This window comes from Polaromonas sp. JS666, assembly GCF_900103405.1.
In the GTDB taxonomy this organism is placed as follows: domain Bacteria; phylum Pseudomonadota; class Gammaproteobacteria; order Burkholderiales; family Burkholderiaceae_C; genus Polaromonas.
Map to the genome: position 1 here is coordinate 426,383 of NZ_FNHX01000002.1, position 26,089 is coordinate 452,471.

The following is a 26,089-nucleotide window of genomic DNA, read 5'->3' on the forward strand; positions in this document are numbered from 1 at the left end:
CGCCTTTAGGGAAAGCAGGGATTCAGGAAAGCTCGGGAAAGGCCGACCAGGCAAAGACCTGATCAAAAGCTCGCGTCGGCCGACAGGCCGAAGGAATTGCTCTTGTAGTCAAAGCCCGGCTCGTTGGACTTGCGCCTGTCGCTTTGCACCGAAGCGGTCAGCTTGAGCGCACGCATGGCCTGCCATTCGAGGGCCAGGGACACCAGGTCGGTGGTGTCGCGGCGGTTGCTGGCGGCAAAGCCCGGCAGCGGCCCCTTGAAGTCGCGCGCGCCGTGGTCGTAACGCAGGCGCACCGCGGTTTTTTCGGTAGGCTTCCAGGTCGGTGCGACGAAGAAGCGCCAGCCCTCGTAGTAACTCGAAGTGTTGGTCTGGTAGCTGGCCAGCTCGCGCACCACACCGCCCGCCAGCGTGGTCTTGGGCGTGAGGGCCCAGGCCGCGTCGAGCTGGCCGGTCACGCCGGAAAAGTCCCGCGCCCCCACGCCGTCGTGGTCGCGATCCAGGTACGCGACCTTGGCGCGCAGCGTGGTCTTGGCGCTGGGTGCCCAGTCAAAGCGGAATTCATGCTCGCGGTCGGTGAAGTTGCCGGCGATTCCTGGCGCCAGGAAGCGGCCCGGGTACTCGCCCTTGCCTTCCCTGAAGCGGTAGGCCATGGAAGTGCCCGACGGGTAGACATAACGCACGCCGGCCTCGGCGCCGTGGATTTTGGAATCGGCCTCGAAGGTGTTGGGCTGGCTGTTGGAACTGGTGCGCTCGAACAGGCCGCCCACCAGGCGCCAGGCGCCGTCGAGTTCGTACTCGGCATCAAAAATGGTGGAGCGGTTGGTGCGCCGGTTGATCTGCCCCGCGCCCTGCACGTCGGCATAGGTGTCGACATACTCGCGCCTGTCGCTGGTCAGGTTGCCGTGCAGCCTGGGCGTAAAGCTCCAGCGCCAGGCGGCCGCGTAGTTGACCGCCGTGAAGTCCAGGTAGGAAAAGCGGCTGTAGCGGTGGTCCTCGATATTCGCGTCGAACTCGAAACGCTGCAGCCCGTAGGGCTTGTTGATCTTGAAGCCTGCCGTGGTCACTGCCACGTTGTCGTCACGTTCGGGCCTGCCGAGCACGGCCTGCGTGTTGGCGGAATCGGGCAGCCGGAACACATTGCTGTCGTGCGTCACGCTTTGCCCCAGCCTGAACTGCAGCGTGTCCAGGTCGTCGGCCTGCGCGGCCAGGGGAAACAGGCCCAGCAGCAGCAAGGGAATCGGGAGGAGTTTTTGAGGATGCTTCAAGGGCGGGCCTCCGCGGAAGAAGGAAAAAAAGATACTGAATACATGGTTGGGTGGCGATAGTCCGTTTGCCCTAATGGCAGCGCTGCATAGGCAGCCTGATGAACGGGTGGAGGCCATCTCCTTTCTTTTTAATAAGCCGCCCCATCCTTGAAGACCAGGCGAATGGTTTTCAGGATGATGAAAAAGTCCAGCTGCAGCGACCAGTTGCGCAGGTAGTCCAGGTCGCAGTCGATGCGCGACTGCATCTTGTCCAGCGTGTCGGTTTCGCCGCGCTGGCCGTTGACCTGGGCCCAGCCCGTGATGCCGGGCCTGACCTTGTGGCGCACCATATAACCCTTGATGAGCGAGCGGTACATCTCGTTGTGCGCCACGGCGTGCGGGCGCGGGCCGACGATGCTCATGCGGCCCTGCAGCACGTTGACGAACTGCGGCAGCTCGTCGAGCGAGGTCTTGCGCAGGATGGCGCCCAGGCGGGTGACTCGCATGTCGTTCTTGCTGGCCTGGCGTATGGTGCCGCCGTCCTCGGTGACGGCCATGGAGCGGAATTTGTAGACCAGGATCTGCTCGCCGTCCAGGCCGTAGCGGCGCTGCTTGAAAATGACCGGCCCCGGCGAGTCCAGCTTCACCAGCAGGGCGATGACCAGCATGACGGGGAAGATCATCAGCAGGATCAGCAGCGACAGCACGATGTCGCTGGCGCGCTTGAGGAAGCCGTTGACGCCGCGGAAGGGCGTGTCGCAGACCGAGATCACCGTGACGCCGCACACCGTGTCGCTGCGGCCCTGGATCAGGTCGGTGATGAACATGTCGGGCACAAAATAGATCGAGGCGGTGGTGTCCTTGAGCCCGTCCAGCACCTGCAGGATGCGCGGGCGCGAGGCCATGGGCAGCGACAGGTAGATGAACTGGATTCGGTGCTGCTTGACGTAGGCCGGCAGGTCGTCGATTTTTCCGACCAGCCGGTGTTCGTCCTGCGCTTCCCTGCGGTCTTCGCCGCGGTCGTCGAAAAAGCCCTTGAGCTCTATGCCCGAGTAGGCCGAGCCGGCAATGTTCCGCGCCAGCGACACGCCCTGCTCGTTCATGCCGACGATCACCGCCCCGCGCGGCGGCCCCTGCAGTTTCAGCAGCTGCGGCGCCGCGGCCCTCAAGGCCAGGTGCGCGCCGGCCTGGGCCACGGGCGCGACCCACAGCCAGTGGCCCAGCACAGTCATGGAAAATTTGTGGAAGTACTCCGTCACATAGCCGGTCAGCAGCAACAGGCCGGCTATCCATATCCAGTGAAAGGCGATTTTCGAGAACACCTTCCACACCGGCAGGCGCAGCTGGGAACTGCCCGGAAAGGTCAGCGAGAACACGATGACGGACAGGATCAGGTAGGCGGGCCGCACCGAGCCCTCGAAATAAAACGCCAGCGCCCACAGCGAAAACACCAGCACCAGCGGGTCCAGCCCGGCTTCGACGGCGGTGAACAGGTGGCTGCGGCCCAGCCCCATGGAGCGGGGTTCGCGCTGGTTGAGCCAGGCGGACGCGGAGTTGAGCTGGTTTGCCTCAGCCATAAATGCCTACCCTTGTCACTTTGGAAACCGCCTGCGCGCGGTTGAAGACGTTGAGCTTCTGGAAGATGCGCTGCATGTGGTTCTTCACGGTGAAGCCGCTGATGTTGAGAATGGCGCCTATCTCGGAGTTGGTTTTGCCCATGGCCACCCAGGCCATGATCTGGGTTTCGCGCTCGCTCAGGCCGCTCGTGTCCTCGGCCGGGCCGCGCATGGCGGCAGGGCGGCGCTGCTGCTGCGGCAGCGGCGTCACCTGGCGCAGGGCGGCGTCCACGCTGGGCATCAGCATGCGCAGGGCCGTGCTGCAAGGCTCGGCCGGGATGTCGCCCGCGCTCATGAATACATAGAGGCACTCCTGCTGCGCCCTCTCGTCCTGCAGGCCGTGGATCAGCACCGAGCGCATGCCGCGCAGGCTGCCCGGGAAGGAGCCCGGCAAGCTTGCCTGGCCCAGCAGATATTCGAATTCGCTGAAGTCCAGCCGGCAGGGCTGGCGCTCGGCGGCCAGCCAGCGCTCATGGAATTTGCCTAATAGAAAGGGCAGCCCGTCGGTGCCCGCGGCGTAGGAGCGCGCACCGGGCAGCCTGGACACGACGTCGTGCTGCAGGGCGCCCTGCTGGAAATCGCCCCAGCCCGCGAGCAGGATGTCGTGGGGAAGGCATTGCTGCATGTCGCCCTGAAGCCAGGCCAGCAGTTCGGCATGCCGCGTGACGGCCGTGCCTTGCACGAGCAGCGCCGCATAACGCGTGGAATCTTCGCTTGAAAGCGGAGTGTGAAAATTCATTTCCGGATGTCACTTCCTGTATTTGTCCCGCGAAATCGCCAGGGGACGGCGTTGCGGAAACAGCTGATTGAGGATCGAACACATCTGCAAAAGACGCCATGCGCCAAGCGAGACAGTTGATGTAGGAGACGAACCCAGTTTAGGGTTTTCCCGATTGATTCATTTGACAGAAGAGCTGCGTATTCGTTGCAACAACGTAACAGCTGTGCGCTGGATGTTGGATGCCGCGCAAAACGATACTGCTTGCAACAGTTTGCTTTTTTGCGGACCCAAAGTTGCAGCCTTGCTTGATTACGCTCTAGGCATCCCCCCGCATTGATCTCATTGATCTGTTCGTCATTCGACGCTTCAACGCGCACGCGCGGCCCGCGATCCGGGTGGCGGGATGTTTCATGCAGCATGAAGAAAGGAACCCGCATCCGATGACAGGCCAAAAAATGAAACGCAGTCTTGAGGTGGACACGTTGAGGGGCATTGCCTGCGTCCTGCTGGTCCTGTTTCATGTGGTGGGGGACACCCCCAGCGTCGGATTGAGGATTCCCGAGGGCCACTGGCTGCAGGTCTTCAATGAGGCGCTGGCCTACATCCGCATGCCGCTGTTCTCCTTCATCTCAGGCTATGTCTACGGCTTTCGGCCCTACCAGGGCAACGCCCCGGCTTTCATCAAGGGCAAGGTGCGCAGGCTGCTGCTTCCGCTGATCACGGTGGGAACCATTTTTGCCGTCGTGCAGGCGCTCACCCCGGGCGCCAACAACGCGGTGGACCGCTGGTGGCTGCTGCACATCGTGCCGGTGGGGCATTTCTGGTTCCTGGAAGCGCTGTTCATCGTCTTCCTGGTCGTGGTCCTGCTGGAGCACCTGAAGGCACTGTCAACGCCGGCCGGCTTCGCGCTGGTATGGGCCCTGAGCGCGGTGCTGTTCGACTACTTCAGCCCGCCGAATTATTTTGCCGCCCAGGGCGCCGTTTACCTGCTGCCCTTCTTCCTCGCGGGGCTGGCCTGCAAACGCTTTGAGATCAGCGGCCCGGCGGCGCGCGGCATCGCGGCGGCCGTCTTCATCTGCGCCGCGACCGCGGCCATGCTGCTCCCGCAATATTCAGAACAGGGCAACTCCCTGGCCGCGCTGGGCCTGGGTGTGTGCAGCGCCTTTTTGCTGCTGCGCAGCGGCTGGAGCTCACCGCGCCTCGCCTATGTCGGCTCCTATTCGTTCGCGATCTACCTGCTGCATGTGTTCTTCACCGCGGCAAGCCGCATTGTCCTGAAGAAGATGGGCGTCACGGATATCTATGTGCTGATGGTGGCGGGCCTGGCCGCCGGCCTGGCAGGGCCGATCGTGTCGGCGCTGCTCATCAGCCGCTCTCCCAACCTCAATCTCTGGTTGCTGGGCACGACCGGCGGCGGGCCAAAAAGCAAAACCAAAGCAGCGCCAGCCTGACGCCAGCGATTGAGCCTTGGCGTTATTCCGCCTGACAGCGGTAACACCTTTGCGCTATAAGGGTAACAACCTTTTACAGGAATATCCCCTGTGCGCATGGCGAAGTTGTACCAACGCAAGTGGCTGTGGATCCGGTTGCCCATGGCGCTTGCCGCCGCAGCCACGGCCACGGGCCTGTGGCTGTTCGCCTATCCCATGCCGCCTGCGCACCTGAGCATCACCACGGCCGGCTCCGACGGCGCCTACTACCTGCACGCCCGGCGCTACGCCGAAAAACTCGCGGACCACGGCATCACACTCGAGATCCAGACCTCGGCCGGTTCGCAGCAAAACCTGGAGCGCCTGCGCCAGGCCGTGAATCCCTCGGACCTCGCGCTGATGCAGGGCGGCTTCGGCTACCTGGGCAGCTCGCTGGAGAGGCGCGACCGCAGCCGCGTCGAAACCCTGGCCAATGTGGACGTGGAACCGGTGTGGATTTTCACGCGCGGCCGCGAAATCGACTCGCTCAACCAGCTGCAGGGCCTGCGCGTGGCCATAGGCCCCGAGGGCAGCGGCACCCGCAAGGTGGCGCTCAAGCTGCTGGAGCAGGCGAGGATAGAGGCCAGGGACCTGACGCTCTCCCCGCTGACCAGCAGCCCGGCCGTCCAGGCCCTGCGGCAGGGGGCGGTCGACGTGGTCTTCATCGTCGCGGCGCCCGAGTCCTTCGTGGTGCAGAACATGCTGAGCCTGCCGGGCATCCACATGGCCAACATCCGCAAGTCCGCCGCCATCACCGAGCGCAACCCCTACCTCGAATCGCGCCTGCTGGCGCAGGGCACGCTGGACGCGCGGCTGCCCCCGCGAGACGTCACGCTGCTGACCACCTCGGCCAGCCTGGTGGCGCGCGAGGGCCTGCATCCCGCCCTCAAGCGCCTGGCCATCGCGGTGGCCATGGACGTGCACGCCGGCGGCGGGCTGTTCCACCGCGCGGGCGATTTCCCCTCGCTGCGGCGCATCGACTTTCCCACCGCGCGCGAGGCGCGCGAAACCCTGACGCACGGCCTGCCCTGGCTGGAGCGCGTGCTGCCCTTCTGGTGGGCGCAGGTCGTCGAGCGCATCCTGCTGATCGTGCTGCCGGTGCTGCTGCTGGCCCTGTGGCTGATGCGCCTGGTGCCGGCCTACCTGCGCTGGGTGCTGGAAAGCCGCGTGAACCGCTGGTACGGCGAGCTCAAATTCATTGAAAACGACCTGGGCCAGGAATCGCTCTCGGGGCTGGACCTGACACGTTTCCTGGTCCGCCTGAACGGCATCGACAAGGCCATGCTGGCTTTTGCCACGCCCCGCGACCTGATGGCGCGCTGCTACAGGCTGCACCAGCACATCGAGTTTGTGCGCCAGCGGCTGTACCGGATGAGGGGACGGTAAGGCCGATGAAACTGCTGCTGCTTTACCGCCGGCGCTGGTGGCTGTTCTACCTGCCGGTGCTGCTGTGCACGGCCCTGGCCTTGTGGTGGTCGGCCACGCAATGGAAGGTGCTGCCGCCCAGCGAGGTGCTGATAGGCGCGGGTTCGCCGCAAGACGGCTACTCCATGCTGGCGCAGCGCTATGCCGAGCAGCTCGAGCGCATGGGCGTGCGCGCCGAGCTGGTGTATTCGGACACGCAAAAAGGTTCGCTGGACCGGCTGGGCCGGAACGGCGACGCCACCAGCATAGGTTTTGCCCAGGGCATTTACGCCACGACCGACACCGGGGTGCAGGCGCTGGCCGTGGTGGGCCAGGAGCCGGTGTGGATTTTCTCCACCACGGGCGGGCCTTTGTCGCTGGCGCAGGCCCGGGGCTTGCGCATCGCCGCGGGGCCGGCCTCGTCCTCCTCCTTCATGGCCGCCAGGCTGATGCTGGCGCATGCCGGCGTGCGGCCCGCGGACGTGCAGTTCGACAGCAGCGCCGGCGTGGCTGCCGCCAATGCGCTGATCGACGGCAAGGTCGACCTGGTGTTCCATGTCGCAGGCGATGACTCGCAGGCCGTGCAGTTGCTCACGCGCAGCAGCGGCATCCAACTGCTGGGCGTCGAACACGCCGGCGCGCTGGCCGCCCAGAACCCGCGCCTGCAGCCGCTGCTGCTGCCGCAAGGCGCGATCGAGCTGCGCGGCGACATCCCGCCCAAGGACCTCACGCTGATGAGCCTGCAAACCCATTTGCTGGTGAGGCAGGACGTGCACCCGGCCCTGCAGCGCGCCTTGCTGGACGCCGCCGTCGAAATCCACGAGATACCGAACTTTTTGCAGCGCCACGGCCAGTTCCCGAGTTTTCGCGGCAGCGACTTCCCGCTCTCCGCCACGGCGCGCGGCTACAGCCTGGGCGCGCGCCCATGGATGGAAACCCTGCTGCCCTACCGCACGGCCCAGTATGCGGAGCTGGTCTTCTACGCCATCCTGCCATTGCTGGGCATCGCGCTGCTGATGCTGGCCTGGATCCCCAGGCTGTTCGACTGGCGCATCAGCTCCGCCCTGAACCATTTTTACGGCGACCTCAAATTCCTCGAAAGCGAGATCGATGAGGCCTCCGCCGACGACCCCGTGGCGCTGCGCCGGCTGCTGGAGCGGCTGGACAACATCGAACGCCAGGTGGTGTCGCTGGACCTGCCCGATGAATTTTCCGAGCGCTGGTACACCTTGCGCGAGCACCTGGCCGCGGCGAGCGACCGGCTGCTCAAGCTGAGGTCGCGCTAAGGCGCAAAAACGCCGTTCGCACTAAACTGCGAAACACGCCGGGCAACAGGCCGCGGTGAATAACAACAGAGACTGAGGCAAACTTTCCTATGAACATCGTCATCACCGGCGGCGCCGGATTCCTGGGCGCCCGGCTGGCTCGTCAGTTGCTTGAACAGGGGAAACTTTCTCTTGCAGGCGGCGCATCGCAAACCATCAAGACCGTGACCCTGGTCGACCGGATCGCCCCGCCCGCCGCGCTGGCAGCGGACCCGCGGGTGCGCGCCGTGGTCGGAGACCTGAACGAACTGCTAGCAAGCGGCGGCGCCTCGCAGGTGGTGCGCGCCGAAGATGCGCTGGTGTTCCACCTGGCAGCCGCCGTCAGCGGCGAATGCGAGGCCGACTTCGACCTCGGCATGCGCAGCAATGTCGACGCCACGCGCGCGTTGCTTGAGGCCTGCCGCCAGCTGGGAAGCTCGCCCACCGTGGTGTTCGCGAGCTCGCTCGCGGTGTTCGGCAACTCACCGGCGCAACCCCTTCCGCCGGTGATCGACGACAGGACGTTGCCCACGCCGCAGAACAGCTACGGCATCCAGAAATTCATCGGCGAGCAGTTGGTGGCCGACTACGCGCGCAAGGGTTTCATCCGCGGGCGCAATGTGCGGCTGATGACCGTCAGCGTGCGGCCCGGTAAACCCAACGGCGCGGCCTCCAGTTTTTTGAGCGGCATGATCCGCGAGCCGCTGGCGGGCCTGCGCGCGGCCTGCCCGGTGCCGCCCGAAACCGCCGTGGCCCTGTCGTCTCCGGCGCGAACCATTGAAGGGCTGGTACGCGCTGCCCAAGCCGGCGATGCCGAATGGGGCGCGCGCACGGCGGTCAACCTGCCGGCGCTCAAGACCACCGTGGGCGAGATGGCCGCCGCGCTGGAACGCGCGGCCGGCAAAGAGGCCGCTGCCCTGATCAACTGGGCACCCGATTCGGCCATCGCCAACATCGTGACCAGCTGGCCGGCCACCATAGACGCGGCGCGGGCCCGCGCCTTGGGCCTTCTGCCTGACAAAAACTTTGACAGCATCATCGCCAGCTATTTAAGCGAAAACCCGCGCACTGCACCCGAGGCGGCAACGCAATAATAGGTGTGCATACGGCCTGGCGCCGTGTTCGCGGATTTCTTGAACAACAACTATTTTGGAGACAACATGAAAATGTCAAAACTGCTGCTGGGCATGGCCCTGGGCCTGGGGTTTGCGGGCGTGCAGGCGCAGACCATCCTCAAGATCGGCTACGCCACCAACAAGGAATCGCATTACGGCGTGGGCTCCACCATGTTCTGCGACGAGGTTGAAAAGGGCACGCAAGGCCGCTACAAATGCCAGCAGTTCCCCAGCTCCGCCTTGGGCGGCGAGCGCGAGCAGATCGAGGCCGTGCAACTGGGCACGCAGGACCTGGTCAACACCTCCACCGGTCCCGTGGGCAACTTCGTGCCCGAAGTCAAGATTGTCGACATTCCCTTCCTGTTCCGCGACTACGACCATGCCCGCAAAGTCATGGACGGGCCCATAGGCCAGGACATCCTCGCCAAGTTCCCCAGCAAGGGCATCATCGCGCTGGGCTGGACGGAAAACGGCTTTCGCCACATGACCAACAGCAAGCGCGACATCGTCAAGCCCGCCGACGCCGCGGGCCTGAAGATGCGCACCATGGAAAACAAGGTGCACATGGACGGCTACCGCACCTTCGGCATCCTGCCCACGCCCATGGCTTTTCCTGAACTGTTCGGCGCGCTGCAGCAGGGCACCGTGGACGGCCAGGAAAACCCGATTCCCGTGATCCTGGCCTCCAAGTTCTCGCAGGTGCAAAAACACCTGTCGCTGACCGGCCATGTGTATTCACCGGCCCTGCTCCTGATGTCGCCTCGCACCTGGAACAAGCTGACCGAGGCCGACAAAAAGGTCTTCCTGGAAGCCGCCAAAAAAGCCGGTGCGGCCCAGCGCAAGAAGGTCAACGACGACGAGGCCAGCGGCATCGCCCAGCTCGAGAAGGAAGGCATGAAAGTCACCAAGACGGTGGACGGCAATGCCTTCCGCGACGCGCTCAAGCCAGCCTACGCCAGTTATGCCAAGGAGTTCGGCGCCGATAACATCAAGAAGATCCAGGACGTCCGTTAAAGATCGCGGAACATGCCGCCCGGCTCATCCCCGGGCGGCCTTTTTTTGGAAGGCTCCAGCTTGCGGCACCACCTCGCCAGGCTGAACAATCGAGAACAACAGTGAAGACCTTCGAACGCTATTTCCTCAGCGCCAACCGCTGGGCCCTGATCCTGTTGCTGGCCGCGATGGCGGTCATTATTTTTGTCAACGTGGCGCTGCGCTACCTGACCAGCCAGTCGATTGAATGGGCCGAGGAAGTCTCGCGGCACATGATGATCTGGCTGACCTTCCTGGGCGCCGGGCCTGTGCTGCGCTACGGCGGCCACATCGCCATCGAGAACCTGCAGGACGCCCTGCCCCGCTCGTTGGCGGTTGCCATACGCGCCTTCGTCGCGCTGCTGCTGTTCGCCTTCTTCGGTTTTATGGTCTGGTACGGCTGGCTCTATATGGAACGCACCCTATTCCAGCTGACCGCCGCCACGCAGATTCCCTTTGCTTATATTTACGCGGCCATGCCGGTGGGCGGCGTGCTGCTGCTGGTGCACTGGGCGCTCATCGTGCGGGGCTATGTGCTGGAGCGCAAGTTCGCCGCCGACGCGCATTTCGACGCCACCGCGAGTGCCTCGCTATGAGCGCCAGCCTGCTCCTGACCATCTCGGCCTGCGTGCTGCTGGCCCTGGGTGTGCCGGTGGCCTTCGCGCTGGGCCTGGCCACGGCCATCACGCTGGTGCTGGCCGAAAGCTATCCGCTGTTCGTGCTGCTCAAGGAAACCTTCACCGGCATAGACAGCTTTCCGCTGATGGCCGTGCCCTTTTTCATCCTGGCCGCCGAGCTCATGAGCGGCGGCTCGCTGACCGAGGTGCTGCTGCGCTTTGCCGGGCAGTTTGTCGGCCACAGGCGCGGCGGCCTGGGTTATACCAATGTGGTTTCGCTGACCTTTTTCTCGGGCATTTCCGGCTCGGCGCTGGCCGACGCGGCCGGGCCGGGCTCCATGCTGATACGCATGATGGACAAGGCCGGCTACGACAGGTCCTATGCCGCGGCGCTCACGGCTTCCACCGCCATCGTCGGGCCCATCATTCCGCCCTCCATCATCATGATCATCTATGCCCTGCAGGATGACAGCGTCTCCGTGGGCGCGCTGTTCATTGCGGGCCTGATACCGGGCATCCTCATCGCGATCGCGATGTGCATCGTCAATTTTTACGTCTCCAAAAAGCGCAACTACCGCGGCGACGGCGGCATGCCGCCCTGGCCGGAGGTCTGGCGCACCACCTGGAAGGCGATCCCGGCGCTGCTGCTGCCGGTGCTGATCCTGGGCGGCATGCGGGCCGGCTGGTTCACGCCGACCGAAGCCTCGGTGGTCGCGGTGTTTTACGCGCTGATCTGCGGCAAGTTCCTCTATCGCACGCTGGAGTGGAAGGCCTTGCCGGACATCCTCGCGCGCTCGGCGCTGCTGACGGCCTCGGTGCTGATCATCATCGGCCTGTCGGCCTCCTTCGCCTGGATTTTGACCATCGAAGGCCTGCCGCAGCTGATGGCCGACTGGATCGTCGGCATGCAGCTTTCACCCTGGATGTTCCTGGTTTTCGTGAACATCTTTTTGCTGCTGTTCGGCATTTTCATCGAACCCCTGCCCGGCGTGATGGTGCTGGCGCCGATCCTGGCGCCCGTGGCCGTCAAGCTGGGCATAGACCCGGTTCATTTCGCGATGATCGTCATCTACAACCTGACCTTGGGCATGATCACGCCGCCGGTGGGCGGCCTGCTGTTCGTCACCTCCAACGTCTCGCGGGTGCCCATGGGGCCGCTGGTCAAGGAGCTGGTGCCTTTCCTCTGGGCGCACGGCGCGGTGCTGGTGCTGCTGACCTTTATGCCGGCACTGAGCACCTGGCTGCCGCGCGCGCTGGGCTTCAAGTAGACCGTTCCACCGGGCAGAGGGCCCGGAAATCCCCAGGATTTCACGGCTCTGTCATCTGCACAGGCGATGCTCTGGCATTCATTTGAGGATGAAATCCATGCAGCTCCACAAAACCGACCGCGCCCGCGCCGAGCTCAGGCCCGGCGTGAGAACGCTTGGCCAGCGCGAGCGCACCCTGCTGCTGATGGCCGACGGCAGCAAATCCGCCCAGGATTTCCGACCGCTGTTCGACGGCGACGGCGAAGCCATTGCCCTGCGCCTCTTGCGCGAGGGCTTTCTGGAGGCGCATCCGGGCAAGACCGCCGCAGCGCCCGCACCCGCGCCGGCACCCACACCCGCGCAGTTGCAGAACTTCCCGAGTCCCGAGACCACCCAGGCCATCCAGGTTTCAGCCGACCAGTTTGAAGGCAAGCGCTCGCTCGCCACGACGCGCATGTTCCTGTTCGACATCTGCGAGCGCATGTTCGCCCGCCGCGACCCGGTGATGGCTGAGCGCTTTCGCGAAGCACTGCGCAATGCCAAGGACCGCGAGAGCATGCTCACGGCCTCGCGCTACATGATCGAGGAAATCGAAAAAATCGCGGGCCACGAGCGCGCCGACTCCATCAGCGAGCGCATCGCCATGCTGCTGCCGCAGCACCAGGCGGCCTAAGTTACACTTCCGGGGTCAGGAGAGAGTTTTCCCCGCGAAAACCGCCGAAGGCGCACGTACACCCCCTTTTGGTGCACTGAACGCTCAGGCAAAAGGACTGGCAACCGCCCTGCGGCGCACCACGCGGCAGGGCGTTCCCTACTGGAGAGAGGCAGTCGCCAGGACGGCCCACCGAAGGAGCAAACCCGCATCGCCGGGCGAATCTCTCAGGTAAAGTGGACAGCAGGGGCAACTCATTAGAACCTGTTTGCCCCTCCCCGGAGAATGCCTTGTCCGATTCGTCCACCTCTTCCGCCGCTCCCGAAACCCTGCTGAAGACGCCGCTGCACGCGCTGCACCTGGAGCTGGGCGCGCGCATGGTGCCTTTCGCGGGCTATTCCATGCCGGTGCAATACCCCGCGGGCCTGATGGCCGAGCACCACCACACACGCCAGGCCGCCGGCCTCTTTGACGTCTCCCACATGGGCCAGCTGCGCCTGGTGGGGGCCGACGCCGCGGCGGCGCTGGAATCGCTGATCCCGGTCGACGTGGTGGACCTGCCCGCCGGCAAGCAGCGCTACGGCCTGCTGCTCAATGACGAGGGGGGCATCATCGACGACCTGATGTTCTTCAACCGCGACTACGCCCATGGCGGTGACCTGTTTGTCATCGTCAACGGCGCCTGCAAAGTGGGCGATATCGCGCACATCCAGGCAAAGATAGGTTCTCGCTGCCAAGTCATTCCCATGCCCGAGATGGCGCTGCTGGCGCTGCAGGGCCCGCAGGCCGTCGCCGCGCTGCAGCGCCTGGCGCCCGGCGTCGAAAAGCTGGTGTTCATGACCGGCGGGCGCTTCACGGTGGCCGGCTGCGACTGTTTCCTCACGCGCAGCGGCTACACCGGTGAAGACGGCTTTGAAATTTCCGTCCATGGCTCGCAGGCGGAGACGCTGGCGCGCGCGCTGCTCGCCCAGCCCGAGGTCAAGCCCATAGGCCTGGGCGCGCGCAACTCGCTGCGCCTGGAAGCGGGCCTGTGCCTTTACGGCAACGACATCGACACCACCACCACGCCGGTGGAAGCCAGCCTCAACTGGGCCATGCAAAAAGTGCGGCGCACGGGCGGCGCGCGCGCGGGCGGTTTCCCCGGCGCGGACAAAATCCTGGCCCAGCTGGCCGACCCCGCCACGCTGGCGCGCAAGCGCGTGGGCCTGGTGGCGCTGGAGCGCGTTCCCGTGCGCGACCACACCGAGCTGCAAAGCACCGACGGCACGGTGATCGGCGAAGTCACCAGTGGCCTGCTGGGCCCGACCATCAACCAGCCGGTGGCCATGGGCTATGTGAAACCCGAATTCGCCGCCCTGGGCACACGCGTGAACGCCATCGTGCGCGGCAAGGCCGTGCCCATGGAAGTCGCGGCCATGCCTTTTGTCCCCACCCGCTACTACCGCGGCTAAAGCCTTCTTTCCCCACCCCTCAACCCTCCGGAGATTCTCATGACCGTCAAATACACCGAAGACCACGAATGGCTCAAGATTGAAGGCGACACCGCCACCGTCGGCATCACCGTGCATGCGCAGGATGCGCTGGGCGACGTGGTGTTTGTGGACCTGCCCGCCGTGGGCACGAGCTTCGCGCAAAAGGAAACCGCCGGCGTGGTCGAGTCGGTCAAGGCCGCCGCCGACGTCTACATGCCCGTGAGCGGCGAAGTGACCGCCATCAACGAAGCCCTGAAGGACGACCCCTCCCTGGCCAACAGCGACCCCATGGGCGCCGGCTGGTTCTTCAAGATCAAACTGTCCGATCCTTCGCAGCTCGATGCGCTGATGGACGAAACCCGCTACACCGCCTTCGCGGCCTGATTTCCCGGCCGACTTTTTTCTGACTCCTGCTGCCAAGCCTGACACGGAACCCGACATGTTGATGCAAACCGCCAAGCCCCTGGGCGACCTTGAAAACCCTTCCGAATTCATCGCCCGCCACATCGGCATCGACGAAACCGACGAAGTCCACATGCTCGGCGTCGTGGGCTCGGCCTCGCGCCGCGAACTGGTCGAAGGCATTGTTCCGCGCTCCATCGCGCGCAGCACGCCCATGGCCATCCCGGCCCCGGTCACGGAAGCCGCCGCGCTCAAGCAGCTCAAGGCCATCGCGGCCAAGAACAAGGTGTTCAAGAACTTCATAGGCCAGGGCTACTACGGCACCTACACGCCGGGCGTGATCCTGCGCAACATCCTCGAGAACCCCGCCTGGTACACCGCCTACACGCCTTACCAGGCCGAGATCTCGCAGGGCCGCATGGAGGCGCTGATCAATTTCCAGACCATGGTCTGCGACCTGACCGGCATGCCGATTGCCAACGCCTCCATGCTCGACGAGGCCACGGCCGCCGCCGAGGCCATGACCCTGGCCAAGCGCAGCGTCAAAAGCAAGAGCAATGTCTTTATCGTGGCGGGTGACTGCCATCCGCAGACCATCGAGGTGATACAGACCCGCGCCAAACCGCTGGGCATCACGGTCAAGGTCAGCACGGCGGCCGTCACGGTGCCGCAGCTGATGGCCGAGGGCGACTACTTCGGCGTGCTGGCCCAGTACCCGGCCACCACCGGCAGCATCCATGACCTGCGCCCGCTCGCGGGCCAGGCCCACGTCGACGGCGCGGCCCTGTGCGTGGCGGCCGACCTGCTGGCGCTCACCTTGCTGGCCCCGCCCGGCGAATGGGACGCCGACATCGTGCTGGGTAACACCCAGCGCTTTGGCATGCCCATGGGCAACGGCGGCCCGCACGCGGCCTACCTCGCCTGCCGCGACGAGTTCAAGCGCTCGCTGCCGGGCCGCCTGGTCGGCGTGAGTGTCGACAGCCACGGCAACCCGACCTACCGCCTGGCGCTGCAGACGCGCGAGCAGCACATACGCCGCGAAAAAGCCACCTCCAACATCTGCACCGCGCAGGTGCTGCCGGCCGTGATCGCCAGCATGTACGCCGTCTACCATGGCCCGCAGGGGCTCAAGCGCATCGCCGAGCGTGTGGCGGCCTACACCGCCGTCTTTGTGCGCGGCCTGCAGGAACTCGGCTACGAAATCACCAACACCGGCGCCTTCGATTCCGTGACCGTGAAGACCGGCGACGCGACCAACGCGATCGCCGAACGCGCGCGCCAGGCCGGCGCCAACCTGCGCTTTCGCCTGAACAACCACCTGGGCGTGTCGCTGGACGAAACCACCAGCCGCAAGGACATCGAACTGCTCTGGTCCTTCTTCGCCAAGCCCGGCCAGACGATTCCCGTGGTCAGCGCCTTCGAAAAAGGCGTGGAGCCGCTGATCCCCGCGGATCTGCGCCGCGCCACGCCTTTCCTCACGCACCCGGTGTTCAACACCCACCATTCCGAAACCGGCATGCTGCGTTACATCCGCATGCTCAGCGACAAGGACCTGGCGCTGGACCGCAGCATGATCCCGCTGGGCAGCTGCACCATGAAGCTCAATGCGACCAGCGAGATGATTCCCATCACCTGGCCCGAGTTCGCCAACATCCATCCCTTCGCGCCCGCCGACCAGTTGCAAGGCTATGCCGAGCTCGACAAGCAGCTGCGCGACTGGCTGTGCCAGGCCACCGGCTATGCCGGCATCAGCCTGCAGCCCAACGCCGGCTCGCAGGGCGAGTACGCGGGCCTGCTGGCCATCAAGGCCTTCCACGAAGCCAAGGGCCAGGGCCACCGCAACATCTGCCTGATCCCGTCCTCGGCCCACGGCACCAACCCGGCCAGCGCGCAGATGGTGGGCATGAGCGTGGTCGTGACCGCCTGCGACGCGCGCGGCAACGTCGACATGGCCGACCTGAAGGCCAAATGCGAGCAGCACAGCGACAAGCTGGCCTGCGTGATGATCACCTACCCCAGCACGCACGGCGTGTTTGAAACCCAGGTAAAAGAACTCTGCGCCATGGTGCACAGCCACGGCGGCCGCGTCTACGTGGACGGCGCCAACATGAACGCGCTGGTCGGCGTGGCCGCGCCCGGCGAGTTCGGCGGCGACGTGAGCCACCTGAACCTGCACAAGACCTTCTGCATCCCGCACGGCGGCGGCGGCCCGGGCGTGGGCCCGGTCTGCGTGGTGGCCGACCTGGTGCCCTACCTGCCCGGCCACGCGACGGCGGGCATCCCCGGCAACGGCGTGGGCGCGGTCTCGGCGGCGCCCCTGGGAAATGCCGCGGTGCTGCCCATCAGCTGGATGTACTGCCGCATGATGGGCCCCGAGGGCCTGACGCAGGCGACCGAGGTTGCCATTCTGAGCGCCAACTACATCAGCTCGCGCCTGAAAGACCACTACCCGACGCTGTACGCCAGCGAAAACGGCCATGTGGCCCACGAGTGCATCCTGGACCTGCGCCCGCTGAAAGACACCAGCGGCGTCAGCGCCGAGGACGTGGCCAAGCGCCTGATGGACTACGGCTTCCATGCGCCGACGCTGAGCTTTCCCGTGCCCGGCACGCTGATGGTGGAGCCCACCGAAAGCGAAACCCTGGCCGAGCTGGACCGCTTCATCGACGCGATGATCGCGATACGCGACGAGATCCGCAAAGTGGAAGCCGGCCAATGGCCGCAGGACAACAACCCGCTCAAGCATGCGCCGCACACCGCGGCCAGCCTGCTGGGCGACGGCTGGGACAGGCCCTACTCGCGCGAAACCGGCGGCTTCCCGCTGGCCTCGCTCAAGCAGGCCAAGTACTGGCCGCCCGTGGGCCGTGTCGACAACGTCTACGGCGACCGCAACCTGTTCTGCAGCTGCGTACCCGTGAGCGACTACGCCTGAGTTGGACGCGCAGATTGTCCTGATCGCCGCGGGCGCGGCGGCGGCGGGCTTTGTCCAGGGCCTGTCGGGCTTTGGCTTCAGCCTGGTCGCCATGTCGTTCTGGGCCTGGGCCATAGACCCGAAGCTGGCGGCCGTCATGGCGGTGTTCGGCGGACTGGCAGGCCAGCTCATGGCGGCCTTCACCGTCAGCCGCAACACCGACTGGAAGCGCCTGCTGCCGTTTCTGGCAGGCGGGCTGCTGGGGCTGCCGCTGGGGTTGCTGCTGTTGCCCCGGCTTGACGTCCAGCTGTTCAAACTGTTTCTCGGCGTATTGCTGGCGGCATGGTGCCCGGCCATGCTGTTTTCGGGCAAGCTTCCGCGCATCCACCATGGAGGGCGCATTGCCGATGGCGCGGCAGGCGTCGCCGGCGGCTTCATGGGTGCCCTGGGTGGTTTCAGCGGCGTCATCCCGACGCTGTGGTGCACCCTGCGGGGCTACGAGAAAGCCGACCAGCGCGCCGTCATCCAGAACTTCAACCTGGCGGTACTGACCGTCACCATGGCCAGCTACGCAGCGGCCGGCCTGGTTACCCGCGAGACGCTGCCCATGCTGGCCATCGTGGCGCCCGCGGCGCTCATTCCGGCCTGGCTGGGCGGGCGGCTTTACACGGGCATCAGCGACCTGGCCTTTCGCAGGCTGGTGCTGAGCCTGCTGACCTGCTCAGGCCTGGCCATGCTGGTCTCATCGGTTCCGGAGTTGTTGCGGCGAATGGGCTAGGGCCTGTCAACGCTATTTCAAGAGGAACGGGAGCTGGCCCGCAGCTCGCGAATGGCTTTGATCATGGTGGGCGCCAGCATATTCCAGTGCAAGGCCCGCAGCGACCGGCGGTAACGCAGCCCGCTGCCTCCCAGGGATGCCGACACCAGTTCCAGGGGATCACTGACCACGCACAGAAGCCGCTTGATCATGGGGTCCTGCTCGCTGGGCTTGCCACCCAGGAAGGCGTCGTTCTTCCCGTCCCACAAAAGCTGGGCATTGACGTGTATGCCCCAGCCGCATTCCCAGTCGTTCGCTTTCAGGTGTTCGAGGGCGGCGGCCACGTATTCGGCATCGAAAATAAATGTGTCGGTGCGTACCCAACGGCCCAGCCAAATCTCCGCGAGCGGGCGCGCCGCCGGCGTGGCCCTGGGGATCAGGCCGCGCAGCATTTCGCCGTTCATCTCCATGTAGCGCACCCGCGCCGGAATGCCGGCGGAGCGCATCAGCGCGATCAGCAGGGTCACCTTGTCGTCGCCGTCGCCTCCGCGTGCCTCGAGCACGTCGCGGGCCGTCGGGTACTGCAGCTTGACCCGCTTGGTATAAGGCAGGTGCTTGACGAAGCGGTAGATGGCCAGCGCCTTGTCGCGATCGGTGCGGCACAGCTGGACCAGCGCGCGAGCCTTCAGGCGCAGCTTGGTGTCGTCCAGGTCCAGCAGCGGCGTCGTGCCGAGCCAGTCCTGCGGCCGGTCGCTGACTTTTTTATACAGCCGACGCGGCGGATCGAATTGTGCGGCAAGTGCCACCATGGGGTCACCACGGAGTGAATCGTTCACGCATGGTAACCCCGCAGGCGCAATTGCGGCGAATTTCGGTTCCACGCCCGGGCGCTGGGGGTCTGGCGCCTTCTTGCTCGGGGAGAAGACAGACATCAGGGCCCGCGGCGTGGGATGTTGCATCGCAGCATGCCATCAAAAGCGGGTGGCCTGCCGGCGCTTCAGGGAGCGCACGGGGTGCCTCCGGTATCGGCCAGCGCATTGCGCAGCTGGGTCTGTGCAATGGGCAGCCGCAACGCCACGGCGCGCTCCACCACGGGTGCCAGGCGGCGCAGCTTCTTCTGCGCATGGTCTTTGGCAATGTCGGCCAGGCGGTGTTCCAGAAACGGGTTGAGCAGGCGGTCGCGCAATTCCACCAGGTAGGCGCGGGCCTCGGCGCCTGAGCCCTCGGCGTCAAAGACCGGCAGCACCTCGTCGGCCCACACGGCCTCCAGCAGGGTGCGCAGCGCCGGGGTGTGCATGGCCTGCACCACGGTCATGTCGGCGGCATCGCCCATCAGCTGCCAGCGTTCGGCCAGTATCGTGTGGCCCAGGTTCAGCAGCCAGAGCTTGCGTTGCTCGAAGGGGGCCAGTGCATCCGTCACCACCATGGCCGGGTGGCTGCAAGGAAGCACCATGCGCGGCTGGCGTTCGATGGCCCACAGCGCATAGGGCTCGGCGACCGCGCCGGCGGGCTCCAGCGGAGACGACACGATGCGGTCCACCAGTGAATTGACCCACACGCAGTGCTCCCGCACGTAGCGAAGGAAGTCGGGCGTAAGGCCCCAGCCCTGTGCCAGCGTGGCTACCAGTTTGCGCAAGGTGTCGCCGTTGCGGCTGACCAGTTCGCAGGGGTACAGCGTCAAGGGAGCCTCTGGTAGCCGCTGCCAGCGGTGGTGCAAAAGCGCCACCAGCTTGGCCGGGTAGCTGCGCGGCGCCGTCGTGGGGCTGTGCAGCAGCGCCGCCGTGTCGGAGTCGTCCAGTGCATAGCCCATATCCGCGGTGTTGGAGATGACGACCTGCACAGTGCTGGCCATGGCATCGCGCAACTGTTCCCAGTCGCGGCGGGCATGCCAGACGGCCTGCACCGCGTTCACCTGCACGGTTTCCTCAATACGCCGGCCCTGTTGCATGCCGCGCAATTCCACGCGGTAGCCATGTGCCAGGGCCGCGGCGCGTGCACTGCTCTGCGGGCTGCCCGTGCTCTGCACGACGGTAATGCCGCCCAGCGCCTGTCCTCGGGCCAGGGCCTGGGACACAAACAGGTCCGCATGCGCCTGCAGAAAGCGCCCGGTACCGAACTGGAGGATGGGCGTGCTCACGTGCAAGCTCCGCTTAGCATTCGATCAGCGCCTTGACCACGCCCTGCGTAGGATCCAGCAGGGTGGCGAATTGGGCGGGTACATCGGCCAGCGCCATGCGATGGGTGTTGAGTGCCGCGGTGGGGATTTTGCCGCTCCGCATCGCCTCAAGCACCGTTTCGAAGTCTTCCATGGTGGCATTGCGGCTGCCCAGCAGCGTGGCCTCGCGTTTGTGAAATTCCGGATCGGCGAAGCTAATGTTGTCCCGTACGATCGACACCAACACATACTTGCCGCCATGGGCAATGAACTGGAAGCCGCGCTCCATGGCCTTTGCGTTGCCCGTGGCGTCAAAAACGACATCATAAAAATCTCCATCAGTGAGCGCGCGCAATTCGTCCACGTCGTTGTCGGCGATCAAGACACCCGCATGCGCACCCAGCTGTTGTTTGCAGAAGTCCACCCGCTCCTTTCGCGTGTCCAGCGCAGTGACCTGGCCGCCACGCAGGCCGGCGAACAGCAGGACGGCCATGCCGATGGGCCCCGTCCCCACCACCAGTACACGCTGGCCGGGCTGTACGTCGGCGCGGCGCACGGCATGGGCACCAATGGCCAGGAATTCCAGCATGGCGGCCTGGTCCAATGAGACACCCTCCGCCTTGCGCACAAACTGCGCGGGTACGTTGAGATACTCGGTAAAGGCGCCGTCGCGGTGCACGCCCAGCACCTGGATGTGGACGCAGCAGTTGGTCTTGCCCTGGCGGCAGGCGACACACCGGCCGCAGGACAGGTAAGGCATGACAAAGACCGTGTCGCCGGGCTGGAGGGCGCTGCCCGCCGGAGCTTCCTCCACGGTACCCGCGACTTCGTGCCCCATGACGCGTGGATAGGCCAGGAAGGGTTGTGTGCCGGTGAAGATGTGCAGATCGGTGCCGCACACCCCCACGCGGCGAATGCGCAGCAGCACATCGCCTTCGTTGCGGAGGGGCATGGCCGCTTCGACCGTGCGCAGCACGCCGGGAGTTTCGCAAATAACTGTCAGCATAGATGTCCTTGAGTGAAAGTGCTTAGTCAATGTGGAAGACGGATTCCATGGCGGCCCAGTGCTCGCCCGGGCCGCGGGTTTGAAGGGGGCGCTGGCAAGGGCCGCACAGGGCCCACCAGCGCTGCGTTTGCGCATCGGCGGCGATGGCCGCCATGTCCGCGTCAAAGTCCTGGCCGTGGTATTCCCAGTAGCCGAACAGCAGGTTTTCCGGCTCCCGCAGAAAAATGCTGTAGTTGCGCAGCTGCGACTGGTGAATGCGCTGCAGCACGGCGGGCCAGACGGCCGCGTGCAGGCGCTTGTATTCGGCGATGTGTTGGGGGTCGATGCCAATGACCCATCCCATTCGTTGCATGCAATCTCCGTATAAATGTCAGTCAAGGTGGTACAGACGGCGCGCATTGCCGCCAAAGATGGCCGCCATGCCGGCGTCGTCCATGCCCGGGTGGGCGCGGCACAGGGCGCGGGCCATGGCCAGCCAGCCGGGGTAGCCGGCTGCCAGTTCCAGTACCGGCCAGTCACTGCCCCACATCAATCGCCGTACCCCGAAGACCTTCAGGACATGGTCCACATACGGGCCCAGGGCCTGCGCGGTGGAATGGGTGCCGGCCTCGGTGAGCAGCCCGGACAGCTTGCAATGCACCTTGGGCAGGCTTGCCAACGCCTGCATATGGGCGCGCCAGGGCTCCAGCCGTGCCAGCGCGATTTCAGGCTTGGCTGCGTGGTCGATGACGATGGACAACGAGGGATGGCGCTGGGCCATGGCCTGTAGCGCCGGCAGATGCCGGGTTAGCACCAGGGCATCGAACACCAGCCCCTGGGTCTGCATGGCGTGCAGGGCCGGGTCCAGTGCGGGGTTGCTGATCCAATCGGTATCGGGTATGTCCTGCAGCATGGGGCGCAGCCCTTTCAATTTGGGGTGACGCGCCAGCGCTGCAATTTGCGCGGGAGCATCCGCGGCAAGCAGGTCTACCCAACCCACGACACCCCGCACAAAGGGGCTGCGCTGCGCTATCTCCAGCAGGTAGTGGGTGTCGGCGATGGTGGGCAGCGACTGGACCAGCACGGTAGCGCCCACCTCGCATCGCTCCAGTTCGGGGTGCAAGTCGGCGGGGCCAAAGTCGCGGTAAATGGCTGCCAGATCGGCCGGCGGCCAATGGCCGTTGCGGTCCGCCAGGTTCCAGAAATGCTGGTGCGCGTCGATCAGCATGGGGGGTTTTCTCAGGCTGGGCGGGAAAGGTATTTCAAATCCGTGCTGTGCATAGGCCCTCCTCCGGCAGCCGGCGCCGGAGGTGTCCTTGGGTTCGAGTGGTCAGTAGAGAACGTTCTTGGCGGCGGGCGTGTCGATGTTTTTCTTGTTGACCATCAACACGCCGGTATCGCGGAAGGCCGGCACTTTTTTGCCTTCCACAATTTCCGCCACGGTTTTGACGCCCAGGTTGCCCATCTCGAAAGCGCTTTGCACGGCAATCGCCTCGATGGTGCCGTCTTTCACAAAGCCCTGCAGGTCGGAGTTGCCGTCAAAACCGATGGCCACCACTTTGCCGGCTTTGCCCGCTTGAACCAGTGCGCGGCCCATGCCGATGGCGGTGGGTTCGTTGGCGCCGAAGATGCCCTTGAGGTCGGGATTGGCGGCCAACACGTCGGTGGTCTGGTTCAGTGCGGTACCCATCTGCGAGTTGGAGTAGAAGGGGCCCACGATCTGCAGCTTGGAATGTTTCTTGATGTAGTCGGTGAACCCTCCCACGCGGCCGATTTCGGAGCCCGAGCCCGCGGTGTAGGACATGATGGCAATCTTGCCGGTGGTGCCGATCTTGTCGATCAGCGTCTTGGCGGACATTTCGCCGGCAGCCTTGTTGTCGGTGGCCAGGAAGGACTGGTAGTAAGCCTTGCCGGAATCCGATGCGGCGGAGTCAATCAACACGACAGGGATCTTGGCTTCCCAGGCCTTTTTGATGGCGGGGATCAGGGCATCCGGATCCGAAGGCGCCAGCACAATGCCGGCGACCTTGCGGTTCACGGCGTTTTCCACCAGGGATACCTGCCCGGCCAGGTCGGTGTCGGATGCCGCGCCCTGGAAGGTGGCGGTATAGCCCTTGAGGCCGCCCACGGCAGCGTTGGAGCCTTTTTTCACGTTTTGCCAGAAGTCCGAGTTGGCGGTCTTCACGATGACGGCAATTTCCTTGTCGGCGGCCAGGGCCATCGACGACGCAGCCACCAGGGCGGCTGCGATCAGGGTGTGGATAAATTTTTTCATTTCTTTCCTCATGGGTGGTTGTAGAGGTTGTCTCTCGAAGTCCCGGTAAGCCCTGCCGGTAGGGATCACTTGCGATGGCGCATCTGGTCGATCCAGACGGCCAGGAGGATGACGACGCCAATCAGAATTTGCTGGGTGAAAGCGGACACGCCGCTCATGTTCAAACCGTTGCGCAGGATGCCGATCACGAACGCGCCAATGACGGTGCCCGACACCGTGCCTACACCGCCCGTGAGCGAGGTGCCGCCTATCACCGCGGCGGCAATGGCATCCAATTCGTACATCAGGCCCTCACTGGGCTGGGCCGTGACCAGGCGCGACATCAGCACGCAGCCGGTCAGCCCGGCCAGCAGGCCGGAAAGCACATAGGCAAACAGCGTCACGCCCTTGACGTTCACGCCCGAGAGCCGGGCGGCTTCCAGGTTGGAGCCGATGGCGTACAAATGGCGCCCCAGCGTGGCACGGTTGAGCAGGACGGAGACGGCCAGCGCCAGCACGACCATGAGCACCACGGGATAAGGAATGCCGACGAACACCACATCGGGAAAGCCGTCCGAACCAATATTGACGATGCGGAACAGGGCTCCGTTGCCCAGTTCCGCAAAGCTGTCGCCCAGGCCGCTGATGGCCCGGGCATCGGTCAGCTGCAGGGCCACGCCGCGTGCCACCAGCATCATTCCCAGGGTGGCAATAAAGGGCGGCAGCTTGAGTACTGTCACGCACAGGCCGTTGATCAGCCCGCACAGCGCGCCGACCAGCAGGCCGGCAAACATGCCCAGCGGCACGGGTGCGCCCGCCTTGACCAGCATGGCCGCCACGACGCCGGCCAGTGCCAGGATGGCACCTACCGAGAGGTCAATACCGCCGGTGATGATCACGCAGGTCGCCGCGATGCCGAGGTAGGCAATGGACGTCACCTGGAGCGCCACGGTCATGCCGTTGCCCACGCTGAAGAAGGCGTTGCTGGTGAACGAGAAGATGGCGATGAGTCCCAGCAGGCTGGCCAGCGCGGCAAATTTTTGAAACAGGTCTTGTTGTTGTTCGGTCATGGTGGGGTCCGGGGAAAGGGTCTTGGAGGGCTCAACCGGTCAGTTGGCAGAGGGCACGCTGCGGCCGGAGGCGTAGTGCATGACCTCCTCCTGGTCGGTCTCGCGGGTGGGAAGGATGGTGACCAGGCGGCCTTCATGGAAAACCGCGACACGGTCGGTCATTCCCATGATTTCGGGCAGCTCGGAGCTGATCATCACGACGCCGATGCCCTGGCCCGCGAGCTGGTCCAGCAACTGGTAGATCGCGTACTTGGCACCCACATCAATGCCGCGCGTGGGCTCGTCAAAAAACAGCACGCGTGATTCACGGAACAGCCATTTGCTGATCACGAGTTTTTGCTGGTTGCCGCCCGAGAGCAGGCGCACGATCTGGCTGCTGCTGGGCGTGCGGATGTCGAGCGCGCCGATGTAGTGGCGCGCGGCATCCTGCTCTTTGGCAAACTGGATCATGCCCGCACGGTTGGACACGGCCTCCATATGGGCCAGCGTGATGTTCTGCGCCACCGTCATCTTCAATGCCAGCCCGTCGTGCTTGCGGTCCTCCGACAGGTAGGCCAGCCCCTGTCGCACGGCATCCCGCGGCGAGTGAATGGCCAGGCGCTGCCCGCCCAGAAACACCTCGCCGGCGTCTATGGGGTCGGCACCAAAAATGGCGCGAGCCACTTCGGTGCGTCCCGCCCCCATGAGCCCTGCAAAGCCCAGGATTTCGCCGCGGCGCAGCTCGAAGTTCACGTCGTGGAACACACCCTGGCGTGTCAGGCCCTGCACGCGCAACAACACCTCGGTCGTGGGCACGGATGTTCTCTTGGGGAATACATCGTCCAGCGGGCGCCCCACCATCTTGGCCACGATCTCTTCCACGCTGGTGTCAGCCAGCTGTTCGGTGGACACATAGCGTCCGTCGCGCAAGACAGTGACCCGGTCCACGATGAGCGCCAGCTCGTCAAGGCGGTGGGAGATGTAGACAATACCGACCCCCGAACGCTTGAGCTCGTGGATGATGGCAAACAGCGTCTCGGTCTCCGATTCCGTGAGGGAGGACGTGGGTTCGTCCATGATGAGCACCTGGGCGTTGAGCGACAGCGCCTTGGCGATTTCCACCATCTGCTGCTGGGCCACCGAGAGGGTTTTGACCAGGGCGTCCGGTGCGATGTCCAGCCCCAGCCGGTCCAGGCACTGCTGCGCCTGGCGGCGCAATACCGCCCGGTCAATCAGCCAGCCTTTGCGTGGTTCGCGGGCCAGGTAAATGTTTTCGGCCACCGTGAGGTGCGGCGCCAGGTTCAACTCCTGGTGAATGATGGCAATGCCGACAGCCTCGGATTCGGCGGTGGATTGGAACTGGCGGACCTCGCCGCGGTAATGCAGGGCCCCCGCATCGGGCTGATACTGGCCGCTGATCACCTTCATCAGCGTCGATTTGCCTGCGCCGTTTTCGCCGCACACCGCGTGCACCTCGCCACTTCGCACCTCAAAGCTCACGCCATCGAGTGCCAGCACCCCTGGGAAGCGTTTGGTAATCCCTTCCAGGCGCAACAGCACGCCAGCCTCGGCAGGGCTGGGCGCATCGGGACGGATGGGATCGGACACAGATGACAGCAATGCGAACTCCTCTTGGTGGGCCAGGGGGACCGGGAGGGATAAATTTGCCGCCTTGCAAATTGG

The 26,089-nt window shown here is 64.9% G+C and carries 23 protein-coding genes and 2 riboswitches; of the genes, 12 read left to right on the plus strand and 11 right to left on the minus strand.

All coding sequences use genetic code 11. The annotated features are described in order from the left end of the window. Positions 1–62 precede the first annotated feature (62 nt). The 3 genes from epsL to epsA all read right to left on the minus strand — a co-directional run bounded on the left by epsL (position 63) and on the right by epsA (position 3,599). Positions 63–1,265: an XrtB/PEP-CTERM-associated polysaccharide biosynthesis outer membrane protein EpsL gene (gene epsL, locus BLQ85_RS06380; protein WP_074575489.1), complete on the minus strand. Its 1,203-nt coding sequence runs from the start codon at positions 1,263–1,265 to the stop codon at positions 63–65. Between the two features lie 128 nt (positions 1,266–1,393). After that, positions 1,394–2,821: an undecaprenyl-phosphate glucose phosphotransferase gene (locus tag BLQ85_RS06385; protein WP_074575490.1), complete on the minus strand. Its 1,428-nt coding sequence runs from the start codon at positions 2,819–2,821 to the stop codon at positions 1,394–1,396. Next, a complete protein-coding gene (gene epsA / locus BLQ85_RS06390; RefSeq protein ID WP_074575491.1) occupies positions 2,814–3,599 on the minus strand; it encodes an XrtB/PEP-CTERM-associated transcriptional regulator EpsA in 786 nt (261 codons plus the stop codon). The genes BLQ85_RS06385 and epsA overlap by 8 nt, the downstream gene beginning before the upstream one ends. A 437-nt stretch (positions 3,600–4,036) precedes the next feature. On the opposite strand from epsA, the gene BLQ85_RS06395 reads away from it, so the two are divergent. The 12 genes from BLQ85_RS06395 to BLQ85_RS06450 all read left to right on the plus strand — a co-directional run bounded on the left by BLQ85_RS06395 (position 4,037) and on the right by BLQ85_RS06450 (position 17,984). Next, the gene (locus BLQ85_RS06395) at positions 4,037–5,032 is read left to right on the plus strand and encodes an acyltransferase family protein (protein ID WP_254779723.1); all 996 of its coding nucleotides are present in this window, start codon (positions 4,037–4,039) and stop codon (positions 5,030–5,032) included. Between the two features lie 96 nt (positions 5,033–5,128). After that, complete coding sequence (locus tag BLQ85_RS06400) at positions 5,129–6,436, plus strand: TAXI family TRAP transporter solute-binding subunit (protein WP_074575493.1); 1,308 nt, start codon at positions 5,129–5,131, stop codon at positions 6,434–6,436. 5 nt (positions 6,437–6,441) lie between these two features. Continuing rightward, complete coding sequence (locus BLQ85_RS06405) at positions 6,442–7,740, plus strand: TAXI family TRAP transporter solute-binding subunit (protein ID WP_074575494.1); 1,299 nt, start codon at positions 6,442–6,444, stop codon at positions 7,738–7,740. 89 nt (positions 7,741–7,829) lie between these two features. Then, on the plus strand, positions 7,830–8,852 hold the full coding sequence (gene denD / locus BLQ85_RS06410) for a D-erythronate dehydrogenase (RefSeq protein ID WP_074575495.1): 1,023 nt from the start codon (positions 7,830–7,832) through the stop codon (positions 8,850–8,852). Positions 8,853–8,918: 66 nt separating this feature from the next. After that, on the plus strand, positions 8,919–9,887 hold the full coding sequence (locus tag BLQ85_RS06415; protein WP_074575848.1) for a TRAP transporter substrate-binding protein: 969 nt from the start codon (positions 8,919–8,921) through the stop codon (positions 9,885–9,887). 101 nt (positions 9,888–9,988) lie between these two features. Continuing rightward, on the plus strand, positions 9,989–10,501 hold the full coding sequence (locus BLQ85_RS06420) for a TRAP transporter small permease (RefSeq protein ID WP_074575496.1): 513 nt from the start codon (positions 9,989–9,991) through the stop codon (positions 10,499–10,501). Next, positions 10,498–11,790: a TRAP transporter large permease gene (locus BLQ85_RS06425; RefSeq protein WP_074575497.1), complete on the plus strand. Its 1,293-nt coding sequence runs from the start codon at positions 10,498–10,500 to the stop codon at positions 11,788–11,790. Before BLQ85_RS06420 ends, BLQ85_RS06425 begins: the two co-directional genes overlap by 4 nt. A 97-nt stretch (positions 11,791–11,887) precedes the next feature. Beyond that, positions 11,888–12,442, plus strand: coding sequence for a hypothetical protein (locus BLQ85_RS06430; protein WP_074575849.1), 555 nt, complete (start codon positions 11,888–11,890; stop codon positions 12,440–12,442). A 6-nt stretch (positions 12,443–12,448) separates the two neighbouring features. Further along, a riboswitch (glycine riboswitch) is annotated at positions 12,449–12,552 on the plus strand. Between the two features lie 21 nt (positions 12,553–12,573). After that, a riboswitch (glycine riboswitch) is annotated at positions 12,574–12,675 on the plus strand. Positions 12,676–12,711: 36 nt separating this feature from the next. After that, positions 12,712–13,872 carry a glycine cleavage system aminomethyltransferase GcvT gene (gcvT, locus tag BLQ85_RS06435; protein WP_083336759.1) on the plus strand — a complete coding sequence of 387 codons (1,161 nt, stop codon included), beginning with the start codon at positions 12,712–12,714 and terminating at the stop codon, positions 13,870–13,872. 39 nt (positions 13,873–13,911) lie between these two features. After that, complete coding sequence (gene gcvH, locus BLQ85_RS06440) at positions 13,912–14,277, plus strand: glycine cleavage system protein GcvH (RefSeq protein ID WP_007868705.1); 366 nt, start codon at positions 13,912–13,914, stop codon at positions 14,275–14,277. Between the two features lie 55 nt (positions 14,278–14,332). Next, complete coding sequence (gene gcvP / locus BLQ85_RS06445; protein WP_074575498.1) at positions 14,333–17,227, plus strand: aminomethyl-transferring glycine dehydrogenase; 2,895 nt, start codon at positions 14,333–14,335, stop codon at positions 17,225–17,227. 1 nt (position 17,228) lies between these two features. Next, a complete protein-coding gene (locus BLQ85_RS06450; RefSeq protein WP_074575499.1) occupies positions 17,229–17,984 on the plus strand; it encodes a sulfite exporter TauE/SafE family protein in 756 nt (251 codons plus the stop codon). A 17-nt stretch (positions 17,985–18,001) separates the two neighbouring features. Here BLQ85_RS06450 and BLQ85_RS06455 read toward each other — a convergent pair whose 3' ends face one another. The 8 genes from BLQ85_RS06455 to BLQ85_RS06490 form a co-directional block, all read right to left on the minus strand. After that, positions 18,002–18,799 carry a transglutaminase-like domain-containing protein gene (locus BLQ85_RS06455; protein ID WP_175456049.1) on the minus strand — a complete coding sequence of 266 codons (798 nt, stop codon included), beginning with the start codon at positions 18,797–18,799 and terminating at the stop codon, positions 18,002–18,004. 161 nt (positions 18,800–18,960) lie between these two features. Further along, positions 18,961–20,100 (minus strand): mannitol dehydrogenase family protein, encoded by a 1,140-nt coding sequence (locus tag BLQ85_RS06460; protein ID WP_074575501.1) that lies wholly within the window; start codon positions 20,098–20,100, stop codon positions 18,961–18,963. Positions 20,101–20,113: 13 nt separating this feature from the next. Further along, positions 20,114–21,124, minus strand: coding sequence for a zinc-binding alcohol dehydrogenase family protein (locus tag BLQ85_RS06465; protein WP_074575502.1), 1,011 nt, complete (start codon positions 21,122–21,124; stop codon positions 20,114–20,116). A gap of 22 nt (positions 21,125–21,146) precedes the next feature. Beyond that, entirely contained in the window at positions 21,147–21,476 is a 330-nt protein-coding gene (locus tag BLQ85_RS06470) for an L-rhamnose mutarotase (RefSeq protein WP_074575503.1), read from the minus strand. 18 nt (positions 21,477–21,494) lie between these two features. Beyond that, a complete protein-coding gene (locus BLQ85_RS06475) occupies positions 21,495–22,331 on the minus strand; it encodes an amidohydrolase family protein (RefSeq protein WP_074575504.1) in 837 nt (278 codons plus the stop codon). 102 nt (positions 22,332–22,433) lie between these two features. Next, a complete protein-coding gene (locus BLQ85_RS06480) occupies positions 22,434–23,378 on the minus strand; it encodes an ABC transporter substrate-binding protein (protein ID WP_074575851.1) in 945 nt (314 codons plus the stop codon). A gap of 65 nt (positions 23,379–23,443) precedes the next feature. After that, entirely contained in the window at positions 23,444–24,427 is a 984-nt protein-coding gene (locus tag BLQ85_RS06485; protein ID WP_074575505.1) for an ABC transporter permease, read from the minus strand. A gap of 39 nt (positions 24,428–24,466) precedes the next feature. Continuing rightward, positions 24,467–26,026, minus strand: coding sequence for a sugar ABC transporter ATP-binding protein (locus BLQ85_RS06490; protein ID WP_074575506.1), 1,560 nt, complete (start codon positions 26,024–26,026; stop codon positions 24,467–24,469). Positions 26,027–26,089 lie beyond the last annotated feature (63 nt).